The organism is Ruegeria sp. CH8 (assembly GCF_056536985.1).
In genome coordinates, this window is sequence record NZ_JBQFQR010000008.1 from 141,355 (window position 1) to 163,515 (window position 22,161).

Here is a 22,161-nt window from a genome sequence, read left to right on the forward strand (position 1 = left end):
AAAAATTAATCATATCCAGCCAGTCGCTGGATGCGGCCCGTTAACTAAATTGCTAATTTCTCTGCGATGCAGAATCCGTATGAGTGCCCGCCGCGGAGATGACCCGGGGGTGTGTGACGGCTGCGCGAATTGGACCTCGGACACAACCGCCACACGGAACGCAACAACAGTTGCGGGGATCAGGTAGAAGAAGAATGCGCCTATACGCAAGCCTTCTGCCGCGGAACCCGCCAGGAGGATTACATGAAATCTCTCAAAGCCACACTCGCCGGTTCGGCGGTTTTCGCGGCAATGGCGACAGCGGCCCTGTCGGCCGAAGACACCATCAAGGTTGGCGTGCTGCACTCGCTGTCGGGCACCATGGCGATTTCGGAAACCACGCTGAAAGACACCATGCTGATGCTGATTGACCAGCAAAACGCCAAGGGTGGCCTGCTGGGCAAGCAGCTTGAGGCCGTTGTGGTCGATCCTGCATCCGACTGGCCGCTGTTCGCCGAAAAAGCGCGTGAGCTGCTGACCGTGCACGAGGTGGACGTGATCTTCGGCAACTGGACGTCTGTTAGCCGGAAGTCAGTTCTGCCGGTCATCGAAGAGCTGAACGGTCTGCTGTTCTATCCGGTTCAGTATGAGGGTGAAGAATCCTCGAAAAACGTCTTCTACACAGGTGCAGCGCCGAACCAGCAGGCGATTCCAGCGACCGACTATTTCCTGGACGAGCTGGGCGTTGAGAAGTTCGCGCTGCTTGGCACCGACTATGTCTATCCCCGCACCACGAACAACATTCTGGAAAGCTATCTGAAGCAGAAGGGTATCTCGGATGAAGATATCTTCGTGAACTACACGCCGTTCGGCCATTCGGACTGGTCCAAGATCGTGGCGGACGTTGTTGCGCTGGGCGCGGATGGCAAGAAGGTGGGCGTGATCTCGACCATCAACGGCGACGCGAATATTGGTTTCTATAAGGAACTGGCGGCAGCAGGCGTATCGGCGGATGATATTCCGGTCGTGGCCTTCTCGGTCGGTGAGGAAGAGCTGTCCGGTCTGGATACCGCCAACCTCGTGGGTCACCTCGCGGCGTGGAACTACTTCCAGTCCGCGGACACCGAGGCCAACGCTGAATTCGTCGAGACATGGAAAGCCACCATGGGCGACGAGCGCGTAACCAACGACCCGATGGAGGCGCACTATATCGGCTTCAACATGTGGGTGAACGCCGCGACCGAGGCCGGTTCGACCGAAGTCGATGCTGTGCGCTCTGCCATGTACGGACAGGAATTCCCGAACCTGACCGGCGGTACTGCGGTCATGTTGCCGAACCACCACCTGGCGAAACCGGTTCTGATCGGTGAGATTCAGGAAGACGGTCAGTTCGACATCATCAGCGAAACCGACGTTGTGCCGGGCGACGCCTGGACCGACTTCCTGCCGGAATCGGCGGTTCTGAAATCGGATTGGAAAGATCTGGGTTGCGGTATGTACAACACCGAGACCGAGACCTGCGTTCAGACCCTGTCGAACTACTAATCCTCTCGCAAGGCGGGTGTAAGCGCCCGCCTTGCCCAAGACACTCGGGTTTCTCCACATGTTACGACTTTTCCTTGCGGGCCTCGCAATCCTGTGCGCCTGCCTGACTGCCAACGCGCAAGAGGGTGGTCTGCAACCGATCCTGCAAGAGCATCAGGAGATCATCGCCAAAAGCTCGCGCAAGACGATCAAACCAGCGATTGATGCGATTGCGGCCAGCGGTTTGCCACAGGCGCAGGTGATGCTTGAGACCTGGGCCGCCAAGAACATGTGGATGCGCAAGTCGGATGGTCAGTTCTTTGCGGGCAAGAAGGCCGAAGGGCGGTCGTATGAGCTGACCGATTTCGATACCGGAGAGGTCGTCGGTACGTTCGAGAAATCCGACCTGAAACAAATGAAACCCAACAGCGGCATCCGCGCGATGATCGGCACCGCGCTGGTGCAATTCCAGCTAATGGACCCAAGTCGCGCCAAGCGTTCGGCAGCGCTGCGTTCCATTCAGCGTGATCCCGATGGCGCTTTGCTGGAACCTCTGCGGGCCTCGATCAACGAAGAACCCGACGTCGATCTGAAAGCGCAGAAACAACGGCTCGAGCGGCTGCTGACCATCGGCTATGACGAAGATACAGCGGCGCGTGTGGCCGCGATTGAGGACATGTCGGATGATCTGGGCGTTGACGTCCGCGCGGCCCTGAACCCGCTGGTTGTGACCAAGCGGCAGGTCGCAGCCGAGGTTCCGACGGACGCCAACATCGCCACCATACTTGAGCCGGGCTCGGATGCGCTGAGCGAGGCCGACGCATACGACCTGCTGGTCACGCGTGATCTGGCCGCCCCGCACGTTTCGCCTGAAGTTATCCGCGCCGCGTTATCCGCCAATATCGACGGAGGCCGGGTCGGTGGTGTCCCGGTTGCGCAGCTGAACTCCAACGCGTCACGTGCGCAGGCCTATGCCGCACTTGCAGAGGCCGGAGTGGTTCCCGCTCTGGTCACGCAGGTCGATGTCGAGGCCGCGCTGGGCGCGCACGTGTTCTTTGAGACATATGTGGAGCCTTCACCCGAAGTAACGGCTGCCGCCGAAAAGGCGCTGGAGCAGATCGAGCTGAAGGTTGGTCTTAACCAGACACTCGACTTGACGCTGGACGCGATCTCGCTGGCGTCGATCTATTTTCTCGCTGCTATCGGCCTCGCCATCACCTTCGGCGTGATGGGCGTGATCAACATGGCCCATGGCGAGTTCATCATGATGGGTGCCTATACCGGCTATGTGGTGCAGCAGTTCATTCCCGACCATACGCTGTCGATCATCGTCGCCATCCCGATGGCCTTTGCGGTCACCTTCGCCATGGGCGTGGCAATGGAACGTTTGGTGATCCGCTGGCTCTATGCCCGTCCTCTGGAAACACTGCTGGCGACGTTTGGCATCTCAATTGCACTGCAACAGCTGGCCAAGAACATCTTTGGCACGCAAGCCCGGCCTCTGACCGCACCCGGTTGGCTGGACGGGGCGTGGGTGCTGAACGATGTGGTCTCGATCAGCTATATCCGCATCGCGATCTTCGTGCTGGCGATGATCTTTCTGGGGCTGTTCCTGTATATCATGAAACGCACACGGCTGGGGCTTGAGATGCGCGCGGTGACGCAAAACCCGCGTATGGCCGGGTCGATGGGCATCAATCCGGGGCGCGTGAATATGCTGACCTTCGGGCTGGGCTCAGGTATTGCCGGGATCGCCGGGGTTGCGATTGGTCTGTTCGCCAAGGTCACGTCCGATCTGGGCAGCGACTATATCGTCCAAAGCTTTATGACAGTGGTTGTCGGCGGTGTCGGCAATATCTGGGGTGCTTTGGCTGGGGCAGGCATGATCGGTTTCCTGCAGAAGGGGATCGAGTGGATGAACCCGTCGAACACCCTCGCGGCGCAAACCTACATGATCATCTTCATCATCATTTTCATCCAGTTCCGGCCAAGGGGCATCATCGCCCTCAAAGGCCGCGCGGCGGGGGATTGAGCCATGGAACGCAGCTTTGTTGCCAAGAACCCGTCCGTTCTGGTCTTTCTGGCCATCCTGTCGCTGTTCACCTTGGGCGTGACCGTCCTGTCCGAAGGGTTCGGGATTGGTGTAATCTCGACCAGTTTCGTCAAGACACTGGGCAAGACCTTGTGCCTGTGCCTGATCGCCGTGGCGATGGATCTGGTCTGGGGCTTCACTGGCATCCTGTCACTGGGCCACTTCGCCTTTTTCGGGCTCGGCGGCTACATGATCGGGATGTGGCTGATGTACGAACGTACCCGTCTGATCGTGGTCGAGTCGCTGTCTCAAGCCGATATCCCGCCAACATCCGCTGAGGTTGTGGACGCCATCGGCACGCAGATCTTCGGTGTGGTTGGATCGTCGGACTTCCCGCTGATCTGGGCCTTTTCTCACAGCCTAACCCTGCAACTGGTGTTGGTCGTGTTGGTGCCGGGTCTGTTGGCGCTGATCTTCGGCTGGCTTGCCTTCCGCAGTCGCGTGACAGGCGTGTACCTGTCGATCCTGACCCAAGCGATGACATTGGCGCTGGCGCTGTATTTGTTCCAGAACGACAGCGGATTGCGCGGTAATAATGGCCTGTCGGGTCTACAAAACCTGCCGGGCGTCTCCGCCTCGCAAGACGTGGTGTCGATCTGGTTCCTCTGGGCTTCGGCGCTGGCCTTGGGGTTGGGATATATGCTGGCTGCGTGGATCGTGTCGGGTAAGTTCGGCTCGGTCATCCGCGGCATCCGTGATAACGAGGCGCGGGTGCGGTTCCTTGGCTACTCGGTCGAGGTTTATAAGTTGGCCGTCTTTACCCTGACGGCCTGTATCGCGGCCATCGCGGGCGCGCTGTATTACCCTCAGGCGGGTATCATCAACCCCGAGGAAATGGCCCCCATCGCTTCGATCTATCTGGCCGTTTGGGTTGCCATCGGTGGTCGCGGTCGCCTGTACGGTGCCGTCATAGGCGCGGCGTTTGTCAGCCTTCTCAGCACATGGTTCACCGGCGGGCAGGCCCCGGACATCCCGTTAGGTTTCTACACGATCAAATGGGTCGATTGGTGGCAGGTGCTGCTGGGCGTTTCCTTTGTGCTGGTCACTCTGTTCGCACCGCAAGGGATCGGTGGACTGTTCGACCTGTGGACCAATCGCCGCCACCCGGATCGCCACGGTGCAAACCTTGGGCCGGATGACGGATCACTGCGCGAGAAGGAGGCCACCGAATGAGCACTCTGTTGGAAGTCAGCGGCGTCTCTGTCACCTTCGACGGGTTCCGTGCGATCAACAACCTGTCTTTCCAGATCGGTGAGGCCGAACTGCGTGCGGTGATAGGGCCAAACGGGGCGGGCAAGACCACCTTCATGGATATTGTCACTGGCAAGACCCGACCGGATGAGGGCCGGGTGATCTGGGGCGAGAAATCGGTCTCTTTGCTGCGGATGAGCGAGGCCAAGATCGCGCAGGCGGGTATTGGGCGGAAGTTCCAGAAACCCACCGTGTTCGAGGACCAGACCGTGCAGGAAAATCTGCTGATGGCTCTGAAGAACAAACGCGGTTGGTTGGGGGTTTTGTTCTACCGCCCCTCATCGGATGATCTGGAGAAGGTCGAAGAACTGGCCGCTGAGATCGGGTTGAAGGACGAACTGACCCGCAAGTCGGGCGAGCTCAGCCACGGTCAGAAGCAATGGCTCGAAATCGGAATGCTGCTGGCGCAAGAACCGCGTTTGTTGCTGGTTGACGAACCTGCGGCAGGCATGACCCCGCAGGAGCGTGAACACACCACCGACCTGCTGGTGCAGGCGGCAAAGACCCGCGCCGTTGTGGTCGTTGAACACGACATGGAATTCGTCCGCCGCCTGAACTGCAAGGTCACTGTGCTGCATGAAGGCGCGGTTCTGGCCGAGGGATCGCTGGACCATGTGACATCAAATCAGGACGTCATCGACGTCTATCTGGGGCGCTAGGCGATGCTGACACTAAACGATCTGACCCTGCATTACGGGCATTCGCAAATCCTCTACGGTATCTCGATGGAGGCCGCTCAGGGCGAGGTGACCTGTGTGATGGGTACCAATGGCGTCGGCAAGACCAGCCTGATCAAGGCCATCTCCGGCACCCATCCGCGTTCGGGCGGTGAGGTGGTGCTGAATGGTGAAGAACTGGGTATCCTGCCTGCGCACAAGATGGCGTGGAAAGGCGTGGCATATGTCCCGCAGGGGCGCGAGATTTTCCCGCTGCTGACCGTGCGTGAAAACCTTGAAACCGGCTTTGCCTGTCTGCCCGCCAGTGAACACTTTATCCCAGACGAGATTTTCGAACTGTTCCCGGTGCTCAAGAAAATGCAGAACCGGCGCGGTGGTGACCTGTCCGGAGGTCAGCAGCAGCAGTTAGCTATTGCTCGAGCGCTGATCACAAAGCCGCGTCTCTTGCTGCTGGACGAACCGACCGAAGGCATTCAGCCCAACATCATCCAGCAGATCGGAGAGGTGATCCGTCATTTGCGAACCCAAGGTGACATGGCCATCGTTCTGGTCGAACAGTATTTCGATTTCGCCTATGATCTCGCCGATCGGTTCGTTGTTTTGCGGCGCGGCGAAATCCTGATGTCGGGTCTCAAATCGGAGCTTTCCCGCGATCAGGTCTTGCAGGGAGTCACGGTTTAAGGTTCAGTCAGGCGGGCAGGGACGGATCATTGTGAAACTTCGGGCTGAGCGTTCGCATTTTGGCACGCTCGGCGGCAGAAATTTAGTAAAGCAAAGCATTACAAGAAAATACATATTTATAAATATCTTACGTATCATTAACCATAAATCATTAACACTTTACAGTGCTATTTTGTGCATTTGTTTACACAACATTGCTGTATTTTTAATAGGTTATTGGTGATTTTTCAGAACCGCCTCCATACTCAAATTTGCGTGAAACCGCGTTTTCGCCCGCTGGAAGAGGAGCCAGAGAGCGAAAGAAAGGGAAATGGGAGGAATTAATGACTAACAAAACTGTCACACGCCGCGGCGTGCTGAAGTCTGGTGCCGTCGCGGGTGCCGGCGTGGCCTTACCTACAATCTTTACGGCTTCGTCAGCTGCTGCATACACCAACGAACCGACAGGGTCTTCGGTGGTTCTGGGCTTTAACGTGCCCCAGACCGGGCCTTACGCGGAGGAAGGAAATGACGAACTGCTGGCGCAACAGCTGGCGGTCGAGCACCTGAACGGCGAAGGTGACGGCGGCTGCCTGAACACCTTCTCGTCCAAGGCGCTGCAAGGGAACGGCATCCTCGGCAAGAAAGTCGAGTTTGTGACCGGTGATACCCAGACCAAATCGGACGCCGCGCGAGCATCAGCCAAGTCGATGATCGAAAAAGACGGTGCGATCATGATCAACGGTGGTTCGTCTTCGGGCGTAGCCGTTGCAGTACAGGGTCTGTGCCAGGAGGCAGGCGTGATCTTCATGGCGGGTTTGACCCACGCCAACGACACGACAGGCAAGGACAAGAAGGCCAACGGCTTCCGTCATTTCTTTAACGCCTATATGTCGGGTGCCGCTTTGGCTCCGGTGCTGGCCGCCGAGATGGGCAAGGAACGCCGCGCTTACCACCTGACGGCCGACTACAACTGGGGTTGGACCCAGGAAGAGTCGATCGTCGCCTCGACCGAAGCCTTGGGATGGGAAACGGTCAACACAGTAAAGACACCACTCGCGTCAACAGACTTCTCGTCCTATATCGCTCCGGTTCTGAACTCGGGCGCGGATGTGCTGGTTCTGAACCACTATGGCGGCAACATGGTGAACTCGCTGACCAACGCAATTCAATTCGGCTTGCTCGACAAGGTGGCCAACGGCAAGGACTTCAAGATTGTTGTGCCGCTGTATTCCGAATTGATGGCCGCTGGTGCAGGCGAGAACATCAAGGGCGTGCTGGGTTCGATGAACTGGAACTGGCAACTGCAGGATGAAGGCACCAAAGCCTTCGTGAAGTCCTTCGGTGAGAAGTATGGTAAGCCGCCGTCCAATTCGGCCCAGACCTGCTATGCGCAGACACTGCTGTATGCGGATGCCTGCGAGCGTGCGGGGACCTTCAACCCCTGTGGCGTCGTCGAAGCCCTGGAAGACTTCGAGTTCGACGGGCTGGGCAATGGCCCGACTTGGTATCGCGGTGCCGACCACCAGTGCTTCAAGGATGTGCTGGTCGTGCGGGGCAACGAAAACCCGACCAACGCCTATGACACGCTTGAGATCGTCGAGATCACACCGCGCGCGCAGGTCGAATACGATCCGGAACACCCGATGTTCGCTGGCGGCGATCTCGGCCAGTGTAACCCGGGCGCATAAAGCCTTTGGCTGAAGTCTGACCGTCCATGCGGCGGTCAGACCCCTTGTGGCCGGGCAGTCGGGCCTGGTCACAACCACTCAATACACGCTGACCAACCTTAAGGTGGGGCCAATGGACGCCATCCTACTGCAAATTCTCAACGGGCTGGATAAGGGCTCGGCTTATGCGCTGATCGCGCTGGGCTTGACGCTGATTTTCGGTACGCTCGGGGTCGTGAACTTCGCCCATGGGGCGCTGTTCATGATCGGTGCCTTCTGCGCCGTGACCCTGCAGAAAGTTTTCAACCTAAGCTTCCAGACAATCGACGAAACCCAAACGGACTTTCTGGGCAATCCGTTGAAAGTGGAAACGCCTTATGTCGAGGCCTGGTTTGGCCCCGAACTGGGTGCGACAATCATCGACTGGTCGGTGCCGCTGGCCATCCTGTTCGCGATCCCGATCATGTTGCTGGTCGGCTATGTGATGGAGCGCGGGCTGATCAAACATTTCTACAAGCGCCCCCACGCGGATCAGATCCTTGTGACCTTTGGCTTGGCCATCGTGCTGCAGGAAATCGTCAAATATTTCTTCGGTGCCAACCCGATCCAGACCCCGCCGCCCGACGTGCTAAGTGGATCTGTTGATCTTGGCACCATGATCGGTTTCGATCCGAACGCGATCATCTATCCAATCTGGCGATTGGTCTATTTCGGCTTTGCCCTTGCGATTATCGGGGCCGTGTTCTCGTTCCTGCAATTCACCACCTTCGGGATGGTTGTCCGCGCCGGGATGGCGGACCGGGAAACCGTGGGCCTGCTGGGCATAAATATCGACCGCCGGTTTACCATCATGTTCGGCATAGCTGCCGCTGTCGCGGGTTTGGCCGGGGTGATGTACGGGCCGCTCAATCCACCGAATTATCACATGGGGATGGACTTTCTGGTTCTCAGCTTCGTCGTGGTTGTTGTGGGCGGCATGGGCTCATTGCCCGGAGCGGTGCTGGCGGGCTTCCTGCTAGGCATTCTGGAGAGCTTTGCCTCGACCACCTGGGCCACCACCACGATCCCAGGGATCAACCAGATCATCATCTACCTTGTCGCCATCATCGTGCTTCTGACACGCCCGCGCGGGCTGATGGGGCGCAAAGGCGTGATGGAGGACTAAGCCATGTTGGGACTAAACAAAAAAGACACCAGCCTGCTGATTATTGTCGCGCTTTTAACCCTGCTGGCGCCCTTCATCCTGAATCCATTTCCCGAAGGAAGCGCCATGGCGCAGTTCAACGCGGGATATCCGGACCTGATGCAGCGGTTCGTGATTTTTGGCATCTTTGCCATCGGGTTCAACATCCTGTTCGGCCTGACCGGGTACCTGTCCTTCGGCCACGCGGCGTTTCTGGGCGTGGGGTCTTATTCGGCTGTTTGGATGTTCAAACTGCTCAGCTATAACGTCATCCCGGCCATCGCGCTGAGTGTCGTAGTCGCTGGGGTTTTCTCACTGCTCATAGGGTTTGTCAGCTTGCGGCGGTCGGGTATCTATTTCTCGATCCTGACACTGGCGTTCGCGCAGATGAGCTTTGCGCTGGCCTATTCGGTGCTGTCGAACCCCAAGTTTAACCTGACGAATGGGGAAACCGGCCTGCAGGTCTATGCGGATGATCCGCAGATCCTGCAGGGCGCCAATGCACCGGACCTGCCGCATCTGTTCGGTTTGCCAATGCGAGCGACCTACACGATGGATGTGGGCGCGTGGAGCTTTGACTTCAACGCAGGTTACTACCTGTGCGCGGTGATCATGATGGTGGTATTCTACCTGGCGATCCGCATCTTCCGCTCGCCCTTCGGCATGATGCTGCGGGCGGTGAAGTCGAACCAGCAGCGGATGAATTATACTGGCCTGAACTCCAAGCCTTATACGCTGGCGGCCTTTGTGATCTCGGGCATGTATGCCGGTCTGGCCGGTGGCCTGATGGCTGCGATGGACCCCCTGGCAGGGGCCGAGCGGATGCAGTGGACCGCCTCGGGTGAGGTTGTTCTAATGACCATCCTTGGCGGTACTGGCACATTGATCGGCCCGGTTCTGGGTGCGGGCTTCATCAAGTATTTCGAGAACATCTTTTCGAAGATCAACGACAATGTCCTTCACAGCTGGTTCGCCTTCCTGCCGGACGGTCTGGAGGACGCGGTCGTGTTCCTGATCCACCCGTTCATCGGCAAAGGCTGGCATCTGACGCTGGGCATCCTGTTCATGCTGGTCGTGATCTATCTGCCAGGTGGCCTTGTCGAAGGCGGTCAACGTTTGCTGAACCGCTTGAAGCGCAAGAAAACAGACGCCGACGACGCACCGTCGGGCAAAACGGAACCGGCGGAGTAAGGGGCGAGACATGGCAATTCTAAGAGTTAAAGATGTCAGTAAACGCTTCGGTGGCCTCAAGGCACTGACGGATGTGAACCTCAACGTCGAGGAGAACTCGGTCCACGCCATCATCGGCCCCAACGGGGCGGGCAAGTCGACCTTGCTGAACTGTCTGGTGGGCAAGCTGATGCCGGATACCGGGTCGGTGCTGTTCGACAACAACTCGGTGCTGGGGTTGGAGCCGTTTCAGATCAACCAGATGGGAATCAGCCGCGTTTTCCAGACACCCGAGATTTTCGGTGAACTAACGGTGATGGAAAACATGCTGATACCAATCTTCGCTATGCGGGATGGTGCGTTCCGGATGCACGCCTACGAAACGATCGCCAATGAAAAGGCCATCGTGGAACAGGCCGAGGTGATGCTGGAAGAGATGAACATGGCCGACAAGCGCGAGATGCACGCCGCGTCCTTATCACGCGGCGATAAACGGCGACTTGAGATCGGTATGTGCCTTAGCCAGAACCCACGTTTGTTGCTGCTTGACGAACCCACTGCGGGCATGGCGCGGGCGGATACCAACAACACCATCGATCTGCTGAAGCAGATCAAAGAAGAGCGGAACATCACAATCGCCATTATCGAGCATGACATGCACGTAGTCTTCAGCCTCGCAGAGCGCATCACCGTTTTGGCGCAAGGCACACCGCTGGTCGAAGACATACCGGAAAACATTCGCGGGAATCCCAAGGTCCGCGAGGCCTACCTGGGCGAGGCTGCATAAGGAAAAGCTATGAACGAGAAACCTGACTTTTCGAAAAACGCCAACAAGGCCAGCACCGCCCCTGCCTTTCTTTCGGTGTGGGATATGCACTCCTATTACGGCGAAAGCTACATCGTGCAGGGCGTTGGTTTTAACGTGCATGAGGGTGAGATCCTGGCTCTGCTGGGGCGTAACGGGGCGGGTAAGACCTCGACCCTGCGATCCATCGCACGGGTGGGCGATCCTGAGGTGCGCCATGGTGAGATCTGGCTGGATCACCAGCCGCTGCACAAGATGACAAGCTATGAGGCCGCAGCTGCAGGCTTGGGGCTGGTGCCAGAAGATCGGCGGATCATCCCCGGTCTGACGGTCGAGGAAAACCTGCAACTCGCACAGATCGCTCCGCCGGTCGGTTGGTCGCTGGAACGGCTCTATGAACTGTTTCCAAGATTGGGTGAGCGCCGCAAGCAAGAGGGTGTCACCCTTTCGGGTGGCGAGCAGCAGATGTTGGCGATCGCCAGGGCACTGGCGCGGGACATAAAAGTTCTGCTGCTGGATGAACCCTATGAAGGTCTGGCGCCTGTTATTGTCGATGAGATTGAGAAAACGCTGGTTCACGTAAAGCAGCAGGGCATGACCACGATCATCGTCGAGCAGAACGCCGTACGGGCGCTGGAACTAGCGGACCGGGCGATCATTCTGGATACCGGCAGCATCGTGTTCGACGGCTCGGCGGATGAAGTGCTGCAAAATACGCAGTTGAGGGAAGAATACCTGGCGATTTAGGCCGAACAAATTCGATCAGCAACCCTTGTAGGGGCGAAAGGCGGGGTGGTTTCCACTCCGCCTTTTTCATGCATTGGAGGCCTTCGTCAGGGGCATTTCAGCTCAAAAACGGGTCAAACGCAAAAAAACACGAAAAATAAAGCTGTAATTTCAACGGCGTCTGATGACCTAAGGGAAACCCCCAATACCGGAATTGGAATCGATTCGTTATCCATAATGTATCGAACGGGTCATTACGGACGATACCACTTTTCCCCTGTGAGGGGCTGGCTTCTTACCCCCTCGGCCGGCCCCTCAGTAAACGCCCGTGACCCGTTGCGATCCCCCTGAATTAACTGTCAGGTATTCTGCTTCAGCGATTGCAGAACCTGGGTGACAAGCGTTGGCAATTCGGCGGAGTCACCATAGCTGTCGGTGTGCGGAATTTCGGCAACGGGAGACTTGCGGTAGCCTTCGGTGAACAGAAGAAACGGCACCTGCGCGCGCTGTGCAGTTTCGGCGTCCACCTCGCTGTCGCCAACAAAAAGTTGCGGACCGGCAGAGTTGACGGCGGCAAAGCTCGCCTTCAGATGGGCTGGGTCGGGCTTGCGTGTGTGCAGGCTGTCCCCACCCAGAACAGCATCGAAGTAATGCGCCAGGTTCATGGCTTCCAGCACGTGTCGTGCCGGGGCTTCGGGTTTGTTGGTGCAAACACCCAAAACGCAACCCATATCCCGCAGCTGTTCCAGCGCCTGCATCACGCCGGGATAAACAACGGTTTTGTCGCTAGCACCGGCGTTGTAATGCGTCAGAGTCTGTCGGGTCAGGTCGGCATGGCGGTCCATCGACAGGTCGAAATGCAGAATCACGCGCTCGACCAGTTTGGGCAGGCCGTTGCCCACGAATTGTTGCACTTGTTCCAGCGGCAGCGCGGCGACGTTGTTGTCATGCAACATCCTGTTGGTGGCTGCGGCAAGGTCCGCAAGGCTGTCCACCAGCGTTCCGTCCAGGTCGAACATGATTGTCGCGCTCATCGGTAGCCCCCGTCTGTTTGAAGTCCTGCACGAGACCTATCCCGCCTGATTTTACGGCGCAATCACATTGGTTTGGAGATTTTTTCAGAACTGGCTTGACATACCTGACTAAATTAATCAGATTAACTGTGAAGTGAGCAGCCAACCCCATTTCGGGTCAGCCAGATCAAGAAAAATGCGAACAGATCAAGGAATTTCGCCTGAGACCACTTGGAGTTGTCCTGATGAATATGCAGAACCCGAATCCCAGCCAATCCTACGCCGTATCCATGCTGCCCGCGCACAAGGCCGAAGACCTGACCAAAGGCGGCAACCTTGCTCATATCGAGCTGGGCGACCAGTTGTACACCTTGCGCATCACCCGCGCCGGTAAGCTGATCCTGACCAAATGAGCGTGCAATCCCCTCGGGGCGGGGCGGCCGTTGGCCGCCTTGCCGACCTGAGCCCGGTCGAAGCTGGCGCCGTGATGTATCTGCGGCTCTGGGGTGATGGCGCACAGGGGCGTTCGGACGCTGCCAGTGACTTTCAAATCGCGTTGGGTGCAGAAAGCGGTCGCGCTGCGATGATGACGCTGGACCAGTTGTGTTCGCTTTGTACGCATCACGGGCGGCGTCCGTTGATCCGTCACGGGCTGGGTTGTTCCTGTCTGGGTGCTGACGAAAACTGTTTCGCTCAGATGATCTCAGCCGCCTCAGAAGGCGACCGCGAGGATGCGATGATGATGGCCTCGCTGATTGTGCGGGCCGACTTTGCCCCCGCTTTGGCATCATTGTCCGAAGAACTTGGTCTGGCGCTGCGTCGTATGACGACGTCCGTTCCAATGCCCACGACCGGGCACCGATCCCCTGCAGCCGTGCTGCATTAAAACAGCAGGCAAGCGTTAAACCCCGGCCGCGAGAGCCGGGGTTTTTCTTGTCAGCAGCACCCGCACCCGGCGTGGTGGTGATCATGATCGCAGGCCGGGGCTGGGGTAAAATCACCCACCTCGGCCAGCACGTCCCACAGCGCCCAGAGGATCATGTCCACATCCTCGGCTTCGATGGTCAGAGGCGGGCGGATTTTCAGGATATTGTCCTTTGGCCCTTCGCTGCCGATCAGGATGCGATGATCGCGCATCCGGTTTTTGACGTGTTTGCAAATCTCAGTGCCCTCGGACCCATCGGGGTTGATCAGTTCAACGCCGAGAAACAGGCCCATACCGCGTACATCACCGACACAGCCGAAATCAGCCTCGATCTGGCGAAGGCCATTCATCAGGCGCGTGCCCATGTCACGAGCATTGTCTTGCAGGCCCTCGTCATCGACAATATCCAACACCTCTTTGCCGATCCGGCAGGACAGGGTCGAGCCGCCAAAGGTCGAGAAGAACTCGATCCCGTTGTCAAAGCTCCGGGCGATTTCTTTGGTTGTGACCAGCACGCCCAGCGGGTGCCCATTGCCGATGGGTTTGCCCAAGACAACGATGTCGGGCAGCGCGCCCTGATGTTCGAAGCCGAAATAGTAGTCGCCCAGACGTCCCAGCCCGGTCTGCACTTCGTCGGCGATGCAAACGCCGCCCGCTGCGCGGATTTTCTCATATACGGCAGGCAGGTAGCCCTTGGGTGGGATGATCTGACCACCGACCGAGGGGAAGGTCTCGGCGATGAAACCGGCCACGCCCTGACCCTTGTCTTGCAAGGCGGCAATCGCGGGGTCGACGAGGTCAGCGTATTTCCGGGCGCGGTCGCGATCGTCGCGTTTGAAGGACCCGCGATAGTCGTCGGCCACTTCGACCAGTTCGACCCAGTCGGCCTGACCGATTCCGCCGGGCTTGTTGAACTTGTAGGCGGAGATCGCCACTGCCGCGTTGGTGTTCCCGTGATAGCCGTGGTCCGGTGTCACGATCCCCTTGGCCCCGGTATGGGCGCGGGCCAGCCGCAAGGCCAGTTCGTTGGCTTCGGTGCCCGAGTTGACGAAGAAACAGACCTCGAAATGATCCGGCAGTTTCGATAACACCTTGTCGGCAAACGCCGTCTGCGCCGGGTGCAGATAGCGGGTATTCGAGTTCATCCGCTTCAATTGATCCGCTGCCACCGCTTGAATGCGTGGATGCGCGTGTCCCACATGGGGAACGTTGTTGTATGCATCCAGATAGGGGCGGCCCCACTCGTCGAACAGGTGGTGTTTCCAACCACGTACCAACATTACCGGATCGTCGTAGGTCAGGCTGAGATTACCTCCAAAATGATCGTGCCGACCCCGCAGGATCGCCTGCTTGTCGGTCGGGTGGTAGAACACCTTGTCATCCGGCAGGTTCAACATCGCCGCCGGGTTGGGGCAGATGGCGTGCCACAGTTCCAACTCATCCGGATCGGCCACACCGGGCCAGTCAGTCTGCATCCCGTCCGTGGACAAGGCCAGCTGGAAATGCACATGCGGGGCCCAGCCGCCGTTCTGGTTGGCGTCCCCCAGCCGGGCAAAGGCTGCACCCTGCGCCACCGGGTCGCCCGGTTTCAGGCGGTCGCAAACCTCGGGATCCAGATGGCCGTAGAGTGTGTAGAACGGGTCGCCCTCGGGCGTTTCGTGATGCAGGATCACCACGCCGCCATAGTCCAGATGGGCGTCGCGGTTCTCGACAGCTTCGACGCGACCGCTCATCGGCGCGTGCAGAACAGTACGGGCGGATGCAAACACGTCCACCGCAAGATGCACGGTGCGCCGATCTGAGGTCTTCCACGGCCCTTTGCGGAAGCCGGGCTCGGCATAGATCAGACGAGGTTCGTTGTAATAACCCAGCCACAGGCCCTTGCCAAATTCCTCACCCACGCGAGCGGCTTCTTCCAGCGGCATGTGGAACGGGTTCTGCGGCCAAGTTGAGTTTTCAACTGACAGCGAGCCCATGGGTACTTCGCTCAGGTCCTGTCCGAACATTTCCGCGAATTGGCCGCGATGCTCGGACAGGTAGGCATGGATGCGCTCGGCACTATTGGTGACGGGCAAGTGGCAGGCTGTGCGCAATCGGGCCGCCATCAGGTCGCCATTCACGCTTGTGTTTTCCAGGAACCGCCAGGCCGGGGTCTGACTGATGGTCACGTATGGATCGTCCGGATTTTCAGCCGCCATCAGGGTTGAGTTTACGACAGACACCGCCAGTCGCATCCGCAGCAATGGCCAGATCAAATCGACCTCATCCGCGCGCAGCCGGTTTGCTGCGTGATACCCGCGTACCATTGCCGCCAAAGCGCGCTCGGGTTTGGGGTGATCCAGAACGATATAGGCGCCCGCAATCGCCAGATCGCAAATACGCGGTGCTGCGCACATGTCGCCCAGATCGATCAGACCCGAGACGCTCTGGCGTTGTCCCAACTCACCTTCGACCAGTATGTTGTAGTCGTTGGCATCATTGTGGATCGCCTGGTTGGGCAGTCCCGACAATTGTTCGGAAATTGCATCGAACGCGCCGCAAATCTCGGACAGTAACGCGCGGCGTTCGGGATCAGAAATCACATCCAGCTTGTCGGTGACCCAACCCGCCTGCGTCAGGTCCCATTTGAAATCCGCCCGGTGCAAACCGTCATGCGAGAACCGCTCCAACGCCTTGTCCGTCGCCCCCAAAACGCGGCCCAGCTTTAGGACCAGCTCCTCGGACTTGGGTGCCGTTTTTGCATAGCACTGTCCCGGCAGGCATTCGAGTAGCCAGGCCAGCCGTATCTCTCCTTGCTGATCGGCAATCTCGGGCAGCAGCGCCCCGTTCAGGTCTGGAAATACCTGAGGGAAGGGCAGACCGGGTGCCTCGCTTTCGATGTGGGCCAGAGCCTTGACCTGAAGGTCCACGAGTTGGGCCTCGCAGCCTGCACGCATGACCTTCAGCACGTAATCCTGACCATTTGTCGCCCTGACCAAAAAGTTCAGGTCGTACTCGCCGTCCAGACGCTCCAATTTGGCGTCCAGCCCCCAATGCGTGCGCAGGGCAATTGCCCAGAATTCCGTTATGCCGCTCATACGATTTCCAGTCCCTTCGTCATCGGGGGGTCTCTTCATCTGGCTAAAATACCCTCGGGGGTGAATTGGCCCAACGGGCCAAGAGGGGGCAGACAGCCTCCTAAACCTCAGTCCAAAGCGCGCAACCGCTTGATCAACGAGGACGTATCCCACCGGCTCCCGCCCAGTTTCTGCACGTCCTTGTAGAATTGATCGACCAACGCGGTCACCGGCAGCGATGCCCCGGTCTCGTTGGCCGTCTCAAGGCAAATCCCCAGATCCTTGCGCATCCAGTCCACTGCAAAGCCGTGATCGAAATGATCGTCCAGCATGGTCTCATACCGGTTCGCCATCTGCCAGCTGCCCGCCGCACCCTGACTGATCACCTCAACAACCGATCGTCCGTCCAGTCCGGCTTTCTCGGCAAAATGCAACGCTTCGCTGAGGCCCTGAACCAGCCCTGCAATGGCGATCTGGTTGCACATTTTGGTCATCTGCCCCGCGCCACTGTCACCAATCCGGCGGCAGATTTTGGAGTAGACCTGCATGATCGGCTCGGCTGCATCATAGGCGGACTGATCACCGCCACACATGATCGAAAGCACCCCGTTTTCAGCCCCTGCCTGACCACCCGAGATCGGCGCGTCCACGAAGGCAATCCCTTGAGCCTGACCAGCCTCATATAGTTCACGGGTTACTTTAGCCGACACGGTGGTGTGGTCGACGAAAACCGCACCGTCGGTCCTGCCATGGAACGCGCCATTCTCTCCAGTGCAGACCATCCGCAGGTCATCATCGTTTCCGACGCAGGCCATCACGAACTCAGCACCTTGCGCGGCCTCTTTGGGTGTGGCCGCCATGGCGCCACCGTGTTGGCTGACCCATGCTTCGGCTTTTGCAGCGGTGCGATTGTAAACAGTCACCTCATGACCCGCCGCCTGCAGGTGGCCGGCCATTGGATAGCCCATGACGCCCAGGCCCAGAAACGCAACTTTTGCCATTTGGTGATCCTCTCTGCTATCCGGCCCCATTTTATGCAGCAGGCCGGAGTGTTGGGCAGAGACAAAGCAAAGCTGCGCCTAAAGAGCAACCCCGTGTCAGGCTTTGCCGCCCAAATCCTGCAGGATCGGACAATCTGGGCGGTCATCTCCGGCGCAGGCATCGATCAGGTGACCCAGAGTGTTGCGCATCGCGTTGAGGTCAGCGATCTTGGCCTCGATCTGCACCAGATGCGCCCGGGCGACCTTTTTGACATCGGCACTGGCGCGGGTCTCATCCTCATAAAGCGCCATCAGGGTGCGGCAATCCTCGATGGTGAAACCTAACGCGCGTGCACGGCCCAGAAAGTTCAGCTTGTGCACGTCCTGTTCGCGAAAGCGGCGATAGCCGTTGTCGTCGCGCATCGGTTTGATCAGACCGATATCCTCGTAATAACGGATTGTCTTGGCAGGCAGGCCGGTCTGGTTTGCAACATCTCCGATATTCATGGCGTGACCTTTTGCGTTTTGTGGCCTTGCGGCGTTTCCGGCAGACTGGCGCGGACGCGGCGAAGGCGCAGCGCGTTCGAGACCACAAAGACACTGGACAAGGCCATTGCCCCGGCGGCGAGGGCAGGGGACAAAAGGTGCCCGCTGAACGGGTAAAGTACTCCTGCAGCCACCGGGATCAGCAGGATGTTATAGCCAAAGGCCCAACCGAGGTTCTGGCGGATGTTGTGCATGGTGCGGCGACTGATATCAACCGCATTGGCAACGCCGCGCAGATCACCGGACATCAGCACCACATCTGCGGTTTCGATTGCCACGTCGGTGCCGGTGCCAATGGCCACGCCGATATCTGCAGCTGCCAGCGCAGGGGCATCGTTGATGCCGTCGCCGACAAAGGCCAGCGTTCCGAACTGATCCCGCAGCGCGGTGATTGCGGCCAGCTTGCCGTCCGGCAGGACCTCGGCCGTGACATGGTCGATGCCCAGCCGGTCGGCCAGAGCCTTCGCGGTGCGGGCGTTGTCTCCGGTCACCATCGCCAGTGTCACGTCCATTGCGTGTAGCCGCTGCAACGCATCCAGTGTACCGGGTTTGACCGGGTCCGAGACCGCAAGCAGCGCTGCCGCCTGTCCGTCGATGGCGGCAAACAGGGGCGTTGCGCCTTCGTTGGCACGTTGGTCGGCCTCGGCAATCAGATCAGCCAGATCGACCCCATGCTGTGCCATCAGCCGAGGCGATCCGATCAGGATGTCGCGCCCTTCGACCGTTGCCTGAACGCCCAGCCCGGTCAGAGATTGAAACTCTGACGTCAATGGCAGGTCCGACGGGCCAGCCCGGGTGATTGCGGTGGCGATCGGGTGCTCGGATTGCGCTTCGACCGCAGCGGCCAGCCGCAGGACGGTGTCGCGGTCAAAGCCGTTAACAGGGGTTACGTTTTCCAATTCGGGCCGCCCCAGCGTCAGCGTTCCGGTCTTGTCCAGCGCGATCACCTTGGCCTGTTGCAACTGCTGGAGCGCATCACCCTTGCGGAACAATACGCCCAGCTCTGCCGCGCGCCCGGTTCCCACCATGATCGAGGTCGGCGTGGCCAGACCCATGGCACAGGGGCAGGCGATGATCAGGACGGAAACTCCGGTAACCAAAGCCATCGGCAAAGCGGGCGCCGGGCCAAAGATCAGCCAGACCGCGATGGTCAGCAAAGCCACGGCAATGACCACGGGCACGAACCAGGCGGTGATCCGATCGACCAGCCCCTGAATCGGCAGCTTGGCCCCCTGTGCCTGTTCGACCATGCGGATGACTTGTGCCAGAACGGTGTCGGCCCCAACCCGAGTGGCTCGGATGCGCAACGCTCCGGTGCCGTTGACCGTACCACCAACGACCTGATCTGAAGGTGCTTTGCCGACGGGTACGGGTTCACCGGTGATCATGCTTTCATCGACGTAAGATGTGCCCTCAAGCACGTTTCCGTCGACCGGAACCCGCTCGCCGGGGCGGATTTGCAGGACATCCCCGACCGTGATCTCGGCAATCGGGCGATCGATGAAAGTGCCGTCCATTTCAACTCGTGCGGTTTTAGGCTGCAGTCCCACCAGCTTGCGGATGGCGGCGCCGGTGCGGCCCTTGGCGCGTGCCTCCATCACCCGTCCCAGCAGGATCAGGACCACGATGACCGAGGCGGCCTCGAAATAAACGTTGGCACTGCCCTGCGGCAGAAGCTGCGGCGCAAAGGTGGCGGTAACCGAAAACAGATAGGCCGCTCCCGTGCCCAAAGCGACCAGCGCGTTCATGTCCGGTGATCCACGCAGCAGCGAGGGGATGCCCTTGGTATAGAACACCCGCCCCGGACCCAGTAACAGCACCGAGGTCAGCGCGAATTGAATGAGGTGGCTGGTCTGAGTACCGATAGTCGCATGCACCCAGTGGTGAAAGGCGGGGATCATGTGGCCGCCCATCTCGAGCACGAACACGGGCAGGGCCAGCGCGGCGGCAAGCAGTGTGGCACGGATCAGCGCGTGCGCTTCCTCGGTTTTTATCTGATCTGTCGGAGTTTTGGTGCTTTCTGCTACACGGGCAGGATAGCCAGCATCTTCGGACAGCTTTGCCAGTGCCTGCGGATCGGTCGCGCCGTCAACATAGGTGATCGTGGCGCTTTCCGTGGCCAGGTTGACTTGCGCCTCGACCACGGCCGGATCGGCGGTCAGGGCGCGCTCGATCCGGGACACGCATGAGGCGCAGTTCATGCCGCCGATCTTCAGCGTCGTTTGCCGCGTCGCTGCCGGGTATCCGGCACCACTCAGCGCTTCGGTCAAGGACCCGATCTGACCGTCATAGGTGACCTGCGCGGTTTCGGTTGCAAAATTGACCGAGGCGTCGGACACCCCTGGCACGTCGCGCAGCGCGGTTTCCACCCGCCCGATGCAGGACGCGCATCCCATGCCCGAGATTTTCAGCTGAATTGTCTGTGCCGTGGCCATCCGACTCATCCTGTTGAGAGTTTCTCCCTCCAGATGGGGGTTCCAGTCACCGGAAGGTCAAGGGGGCATGGCAGATTATCGCACAATTTCCTTGGGTGGGTGTCAGCGGTCCAGAAGCTGATTCAACAGCAAGGAATCGTACATCACGGGTGGAGAACTGCGAACAGATTCCGGCGAGGCAAAGAAGGCCAGCATAAGGGCGATGAGCATCAACAGAGCACTGATCAGACAAAGGCTGGCAATATTCAATGCAGACCGCAGCATGGTGGGCTCCTTATGATTGTTGAGACCTGTCCGGTCCGGGGGTCAGGACAGTTGGGCCAGTTGCTGTTTCAGTTTTTCGTTTTCGGCCTGAAGCTGCGCCAACTGCTGCCCAAGTGCGTTCAGATGCGGGCGCAGTTCAGCTTCGGTAAAGCGCGGCGTGATATGCCTTGGGCAGTTCCAGTCCAAGGCCTCTACCTTAATGATGGCGGCACGTTCGGCAGGGGCGTCGGCGCCCTCGGGATACAGGCTGGCTGCTGCGGCTTCGCCTTCAGTGAATTCCACCCGGCCTAGTATCTTGAGGCGCCGCTGGTTGGCATAATCCATCAGGATCAGCGCGATCCGGTCGTTCCCGTCCAGATTCCCGCGCGAAATATACTGTTTGTTGCCGGATAAATCGGCGTAGCCGATGGTTTGCGGGCCCAATACCTTCAGGAAGCCGACCGGCCCGCCACGATATTGGACGTAAGGCCAGCCAGTCTCGGATACAGTCGATTGATAAAACCCGTCACGCGCTTGGATAAAGTTCTTTTCGGCCGGTCCGATTTGGTGCCCCTGTTGCGGACCGTCCTCGATAAACTTGGCGTAGGTTTTGGCCGAGCCCATTCTTTCCTGATGAGCCCGAACGGCGGGGGTAAAGGTCAATTCGGAAAAGGCGCGCGGCATGATCTATCCTCTCACAAGCCCAGGTCAGACAGACCGGGATGATCGTCAGGGCGGGGGCCTTGGGGCCAGTGAAACAGGCGGTCGGCCTCGGAAATCGGCAAGTCGTTCAACGAGGCGTGTCGCTTGGCCATTCGACCATCGTCGGCAAATTCCCAGTTTTCGTTGCCATATGACCGGAACCACTGACCGCTGTCGTCCCGCCATTCATAGGCATAGCGGACGGCAATTCTGTTACCGGAAAAAGCCCAGAGCTCTTTGATCAGCCGGTAGTCCAGCTCCTTGTTCCACTTGCGTGTCAGAAAGGCGTGGATGGATTCGTGACCGTCAAGGAACTCTGACCGGTTCCGCCACTGGCTGTCATCGGTATAGGCCAGCGTGACCGCATCAGCATCACGGCTGTTCCACGCGGTTTCAGCCATGCGAACCTTCTGAATGGCGGTTTCCAGCGTGAACGGCGGCAGAGGCGGGCGGCTCATCACATGGTCTTTCATGTCAACGCGGCCGCAATCAGCGCCAAAGTCAAAAGAACAGGAACGTATTGG

General features: G+C 58.9%; 20 protein-coding genes. 12 read left to right on the forward strand and 8 right to left on the reverse strand.

Annotation, left to right across the window (positions count from 1 at the left end; all coding sequences use genetic code 11):
* Positions 1–243: 243 nt before the first annotated feature.
* From urtA to ACR0ER_RS11405, 10 genes are all read left to right on the forward strand, one after another.
* Entirely contained in the window at positions 244–1,524 is a 1,281-nt protein-coding gene (gene urtA / locus ACR0ER_RS11360) for an urea ABC transporter substrate-binding protein (protein WP_480769011.1), read from the forward strand.
* Positions 1,525–1,582: 58 nt separating this feature from the next.
* On the forward strand, positions 1,583–3,535 hold the full coding sequence (urtB, locus tag ACR0ER_RS11365; RefSeq protein ID WP_480769012.1) for an urea ABC transporter permease subunit UrtB: 1,953 nt from the start codon (positions 1,583–1,585) through the stop codon (positions 3,533–3,535).
* A gap of 3 nt (positions 3,536–3,538) precedes the next feature.
* Complete coding sequence (urtC, locus tag ACR0ER_RS11370) at positions 3,539–4,768, forward strand: urea ABC transporter permease subunit UrtC (RefSeq protein ID WP_480769013.1); 1,230 nt, start codon at positions 3,539–3,541, stop codon at positions 4,766–4,768.
* Positions 4,765–5,505 carry an urea ABC transporter ATP-binding protein UrtD gene (gene urtD, locus ACR0ER_RS11375; RefSeq protein WP_480769014.1) on the forward strand — a complete coding sequence of 247 codons (741 nt, stop codon included), beginning with the start codon at positions 4,765–4,767 and terminating at the stop codon, positions 5,503–5,505. The genes urtC and urtD overlap by 4 nt, the downstream gene beginning before the upstream one ends.
* A gap of 3 nt (positions 5,506–5,508) precedes the next feature.
* Positions 5,509–6,204 (forward strand): urea ABC transporter ATP-binding subunit UrtE, encoded by a 696-nt coding sequence (urtE, locus tag ACR0ER_RS11380; protein WP_480769015.1) that lies wholly within the window; start codon positions 5,509–5,511, stop codon positions 6,202–6,204.
* 323 nt (positions 6,205–6,527) lie between these two features.
* The gene (locus tag ACR0ER_RS11385) at positions 6,528–7,874 is read left to right on the forward strand and encodes a substrate-binding protein (RefSeq protein WP_170332282.1); all 1,347 of its coding nucleotides are present in this window, start codon (positions 6,528–6,530) and stop codon (positions 7,872–7,874) included.
* A 112-nt stretch (positions 7,875–7,986) separates the two neighbouring features.
* Positions 7,987–9,018: a branched-chain amino acid ABC transporter permease gene (locus ACR0ER_RS11390; RefSeq protein ID WP_170332280.1), complete on the forward strand. Its 1,032-nt coding sequence runs from the start codon at positions 7,987–7,989 to the stop codon at positions 9,016–9,018.
* Between the two features lie 3 nt (positions 9,019–9,021).
* Positions 9,022–10,227, forward strand: a complete 1,206-nt coding sequence (locus ACR0ER_RS11395; protein ID WP_170332278.1) for a branched-chain amino acid ABC transporter permease — start codon at positions 9,022–9,024, stop codon at positions 10,225–10,227.
* Between the two features lie 10 nt (positions 10,228–10,237).
* Entirely contained in the window at positions 10,238–10,993 is a 756-nt protein-coding gene (locus ACR0ER_RS11400; protein ID WP_170332276.1) for an ABC transporter ATP-binding protein, read from the forward strand.
* Between the two features lie 9 nt (positions 10,994–11,002).
* Positions 11,003–11,758, forward strand: coding sequence for an ABC transporter ATP-binding protein (locus tag ACR0ER_RS11405; protein ID WP_170332274.1), 756 nt, complete (start codon positions 11,003–11,005; stop codon positions 11,756–11,758).
* Between the two features lie 338 nt (positions 11,759–12,096).
* On the opposite strand, the gene gph is transcribed toward ACR0ER_RS11405, so the two are convergent.
* Complete coding sequence (gph, locus tag ACR0ER_RS11410; RefSeq protein ID WP_480769016.1) at positions 12,097–12,771, reverse strand: phosphoglycolate phosphatase; 675 nt, start codon at positions 12,769–12,771, stop codon at positions 12,097–12,099.
* 224 nt (positions 12,772–12,995) lie between these two features.
* Between gph and hemP the strand changes: the two genes are divergently transcribed.
* Together hemP and ACR0ER_RS11420 are read left to right on the forward strand one after the other, a co-directional pair.
* The gene (hemP, locus tag ACR0ER_RS11415; protein ID WP_170332270.1) at positions 12,996–13,163 is read left to right on the forward strand and encodes a hemin uptake protein HemP; all 168 of its coding nucleotides are present in this window, start codon (positions 12,996–12,998) and stop codon (positions 13,161–13,163) included.
* A complete protein-coding gene (locus ACR0ER_RS11420; RefSeq protein WP_480769017.1) occupies positions 13,160–13,636 on the forward strand; it encodes a hypothetical protein in 477 nt (158 codons plus the stop codon). Before hemP ends, ACR0ER_RS11420 begins: the two co-directional genes overlap by 4 nt.
* 50 nt (positions 13,637–13,686) lie before the next feature.
* Here the strand turns inward: ACR0ER_RS11420 and ACR0ER_RS11425 are convergent, their stop codons facing one another.
* From ACR0ER_RS11425 to ACR0ER_RS11455, 7 genes are all read right to left on the reverse strand, one after another.
* Entirely contained in the window at positions 13,687–16,752 is a 3,066-nt protein-coding gene (locus ACR0ER_RS11425; protein ID WP_480769018.1) for an aminotransferase class III-fold pyridoxal phosphate-dependent enzyme, read from the reverse strand.
* Positions 16,753–16,859: 107 nt separating this feature from the next.
* Positions 16,860–17,732 carry an NAD(P)-dependent oxidoreductase gene (locus ACR0ER_RS11430; RefSeq protein ID WP_480769019.1) on the reverse strand — a complete coding sequence of 291 codons (873 nt, stop codon included), beginning with the start codon at positions 17,730–17,732 and terminating at the stop codon, positions 16,860–16,862.
* Between the two features lie 96 nt (positions 17,733–17,828).
* Complete coding sequence (gene cueR, locus ACR0ER_RS11435; RefSeq protein WP_480769020.1) at positions 17,829–18,218, reverse strand: Cu(I)-responsive transcriptional regulator; 390 nt, start codon at positions 18,216–18,218, stop codon at positions 17,829–17,831.
* Positions 18,215–20,692 carry a heavy metal translocating P-type ATPase gene (locus tag ACR0ER_RS11440; protein WP_480769021.1) on the reverse strand — a complete coding sequence of 826 codons (2,478 nt, stop codon included), beginning with the start codon at positions 20,690–20,692 and terminating at the stop codon, positions 18,215–18,217. Before ACR0ER_RS11440 ends, cueR begins: the two co-directional genes overlap by 4 nt.
* Before the next feature lie 102 nt (positions 20,693–20,794).
* Complete coding sequence (locus ACR0ER_RS11445) at positions 20,795–20,956, reverse strand: hypothetical protein (protein ID WP_480769022.1); 162 nt, start codon at positions 20,954–20,956, stop codon at positions 20,795–20,797.
* Between the two features lie 42 nt (positions 20,957–20,998).
* Positions 20,999–21,619: a pyridoxamine 5'-phosphate oxidase family protein gene (locus ACR0ER_RS11450; protein ID WP_480769023.1), complete on the reverse strand. Its 621-nt coding sequence runs from the start codon at positions 21,617–21,619 to the stop codon at positions 20,999–21,001.
* Positions 21,620–21,630: 11 nt separating this feature from the next.
* Positions 21,631–22,095 carry a nuclear transport factor 2 family protein gene (locus ACR0ER_RS11455; RefSeq protein WP_480769024.1) on the reverse strand — a complete coding sequence of 155 codons (465 nt, stop codon included), beginning with the start codon at positions 22,093–22,095 and terminating at the stop codon, positions 21,631–21,633.
* Positions 22,096–22,161 lie beyond the last annotated feature (66 nt).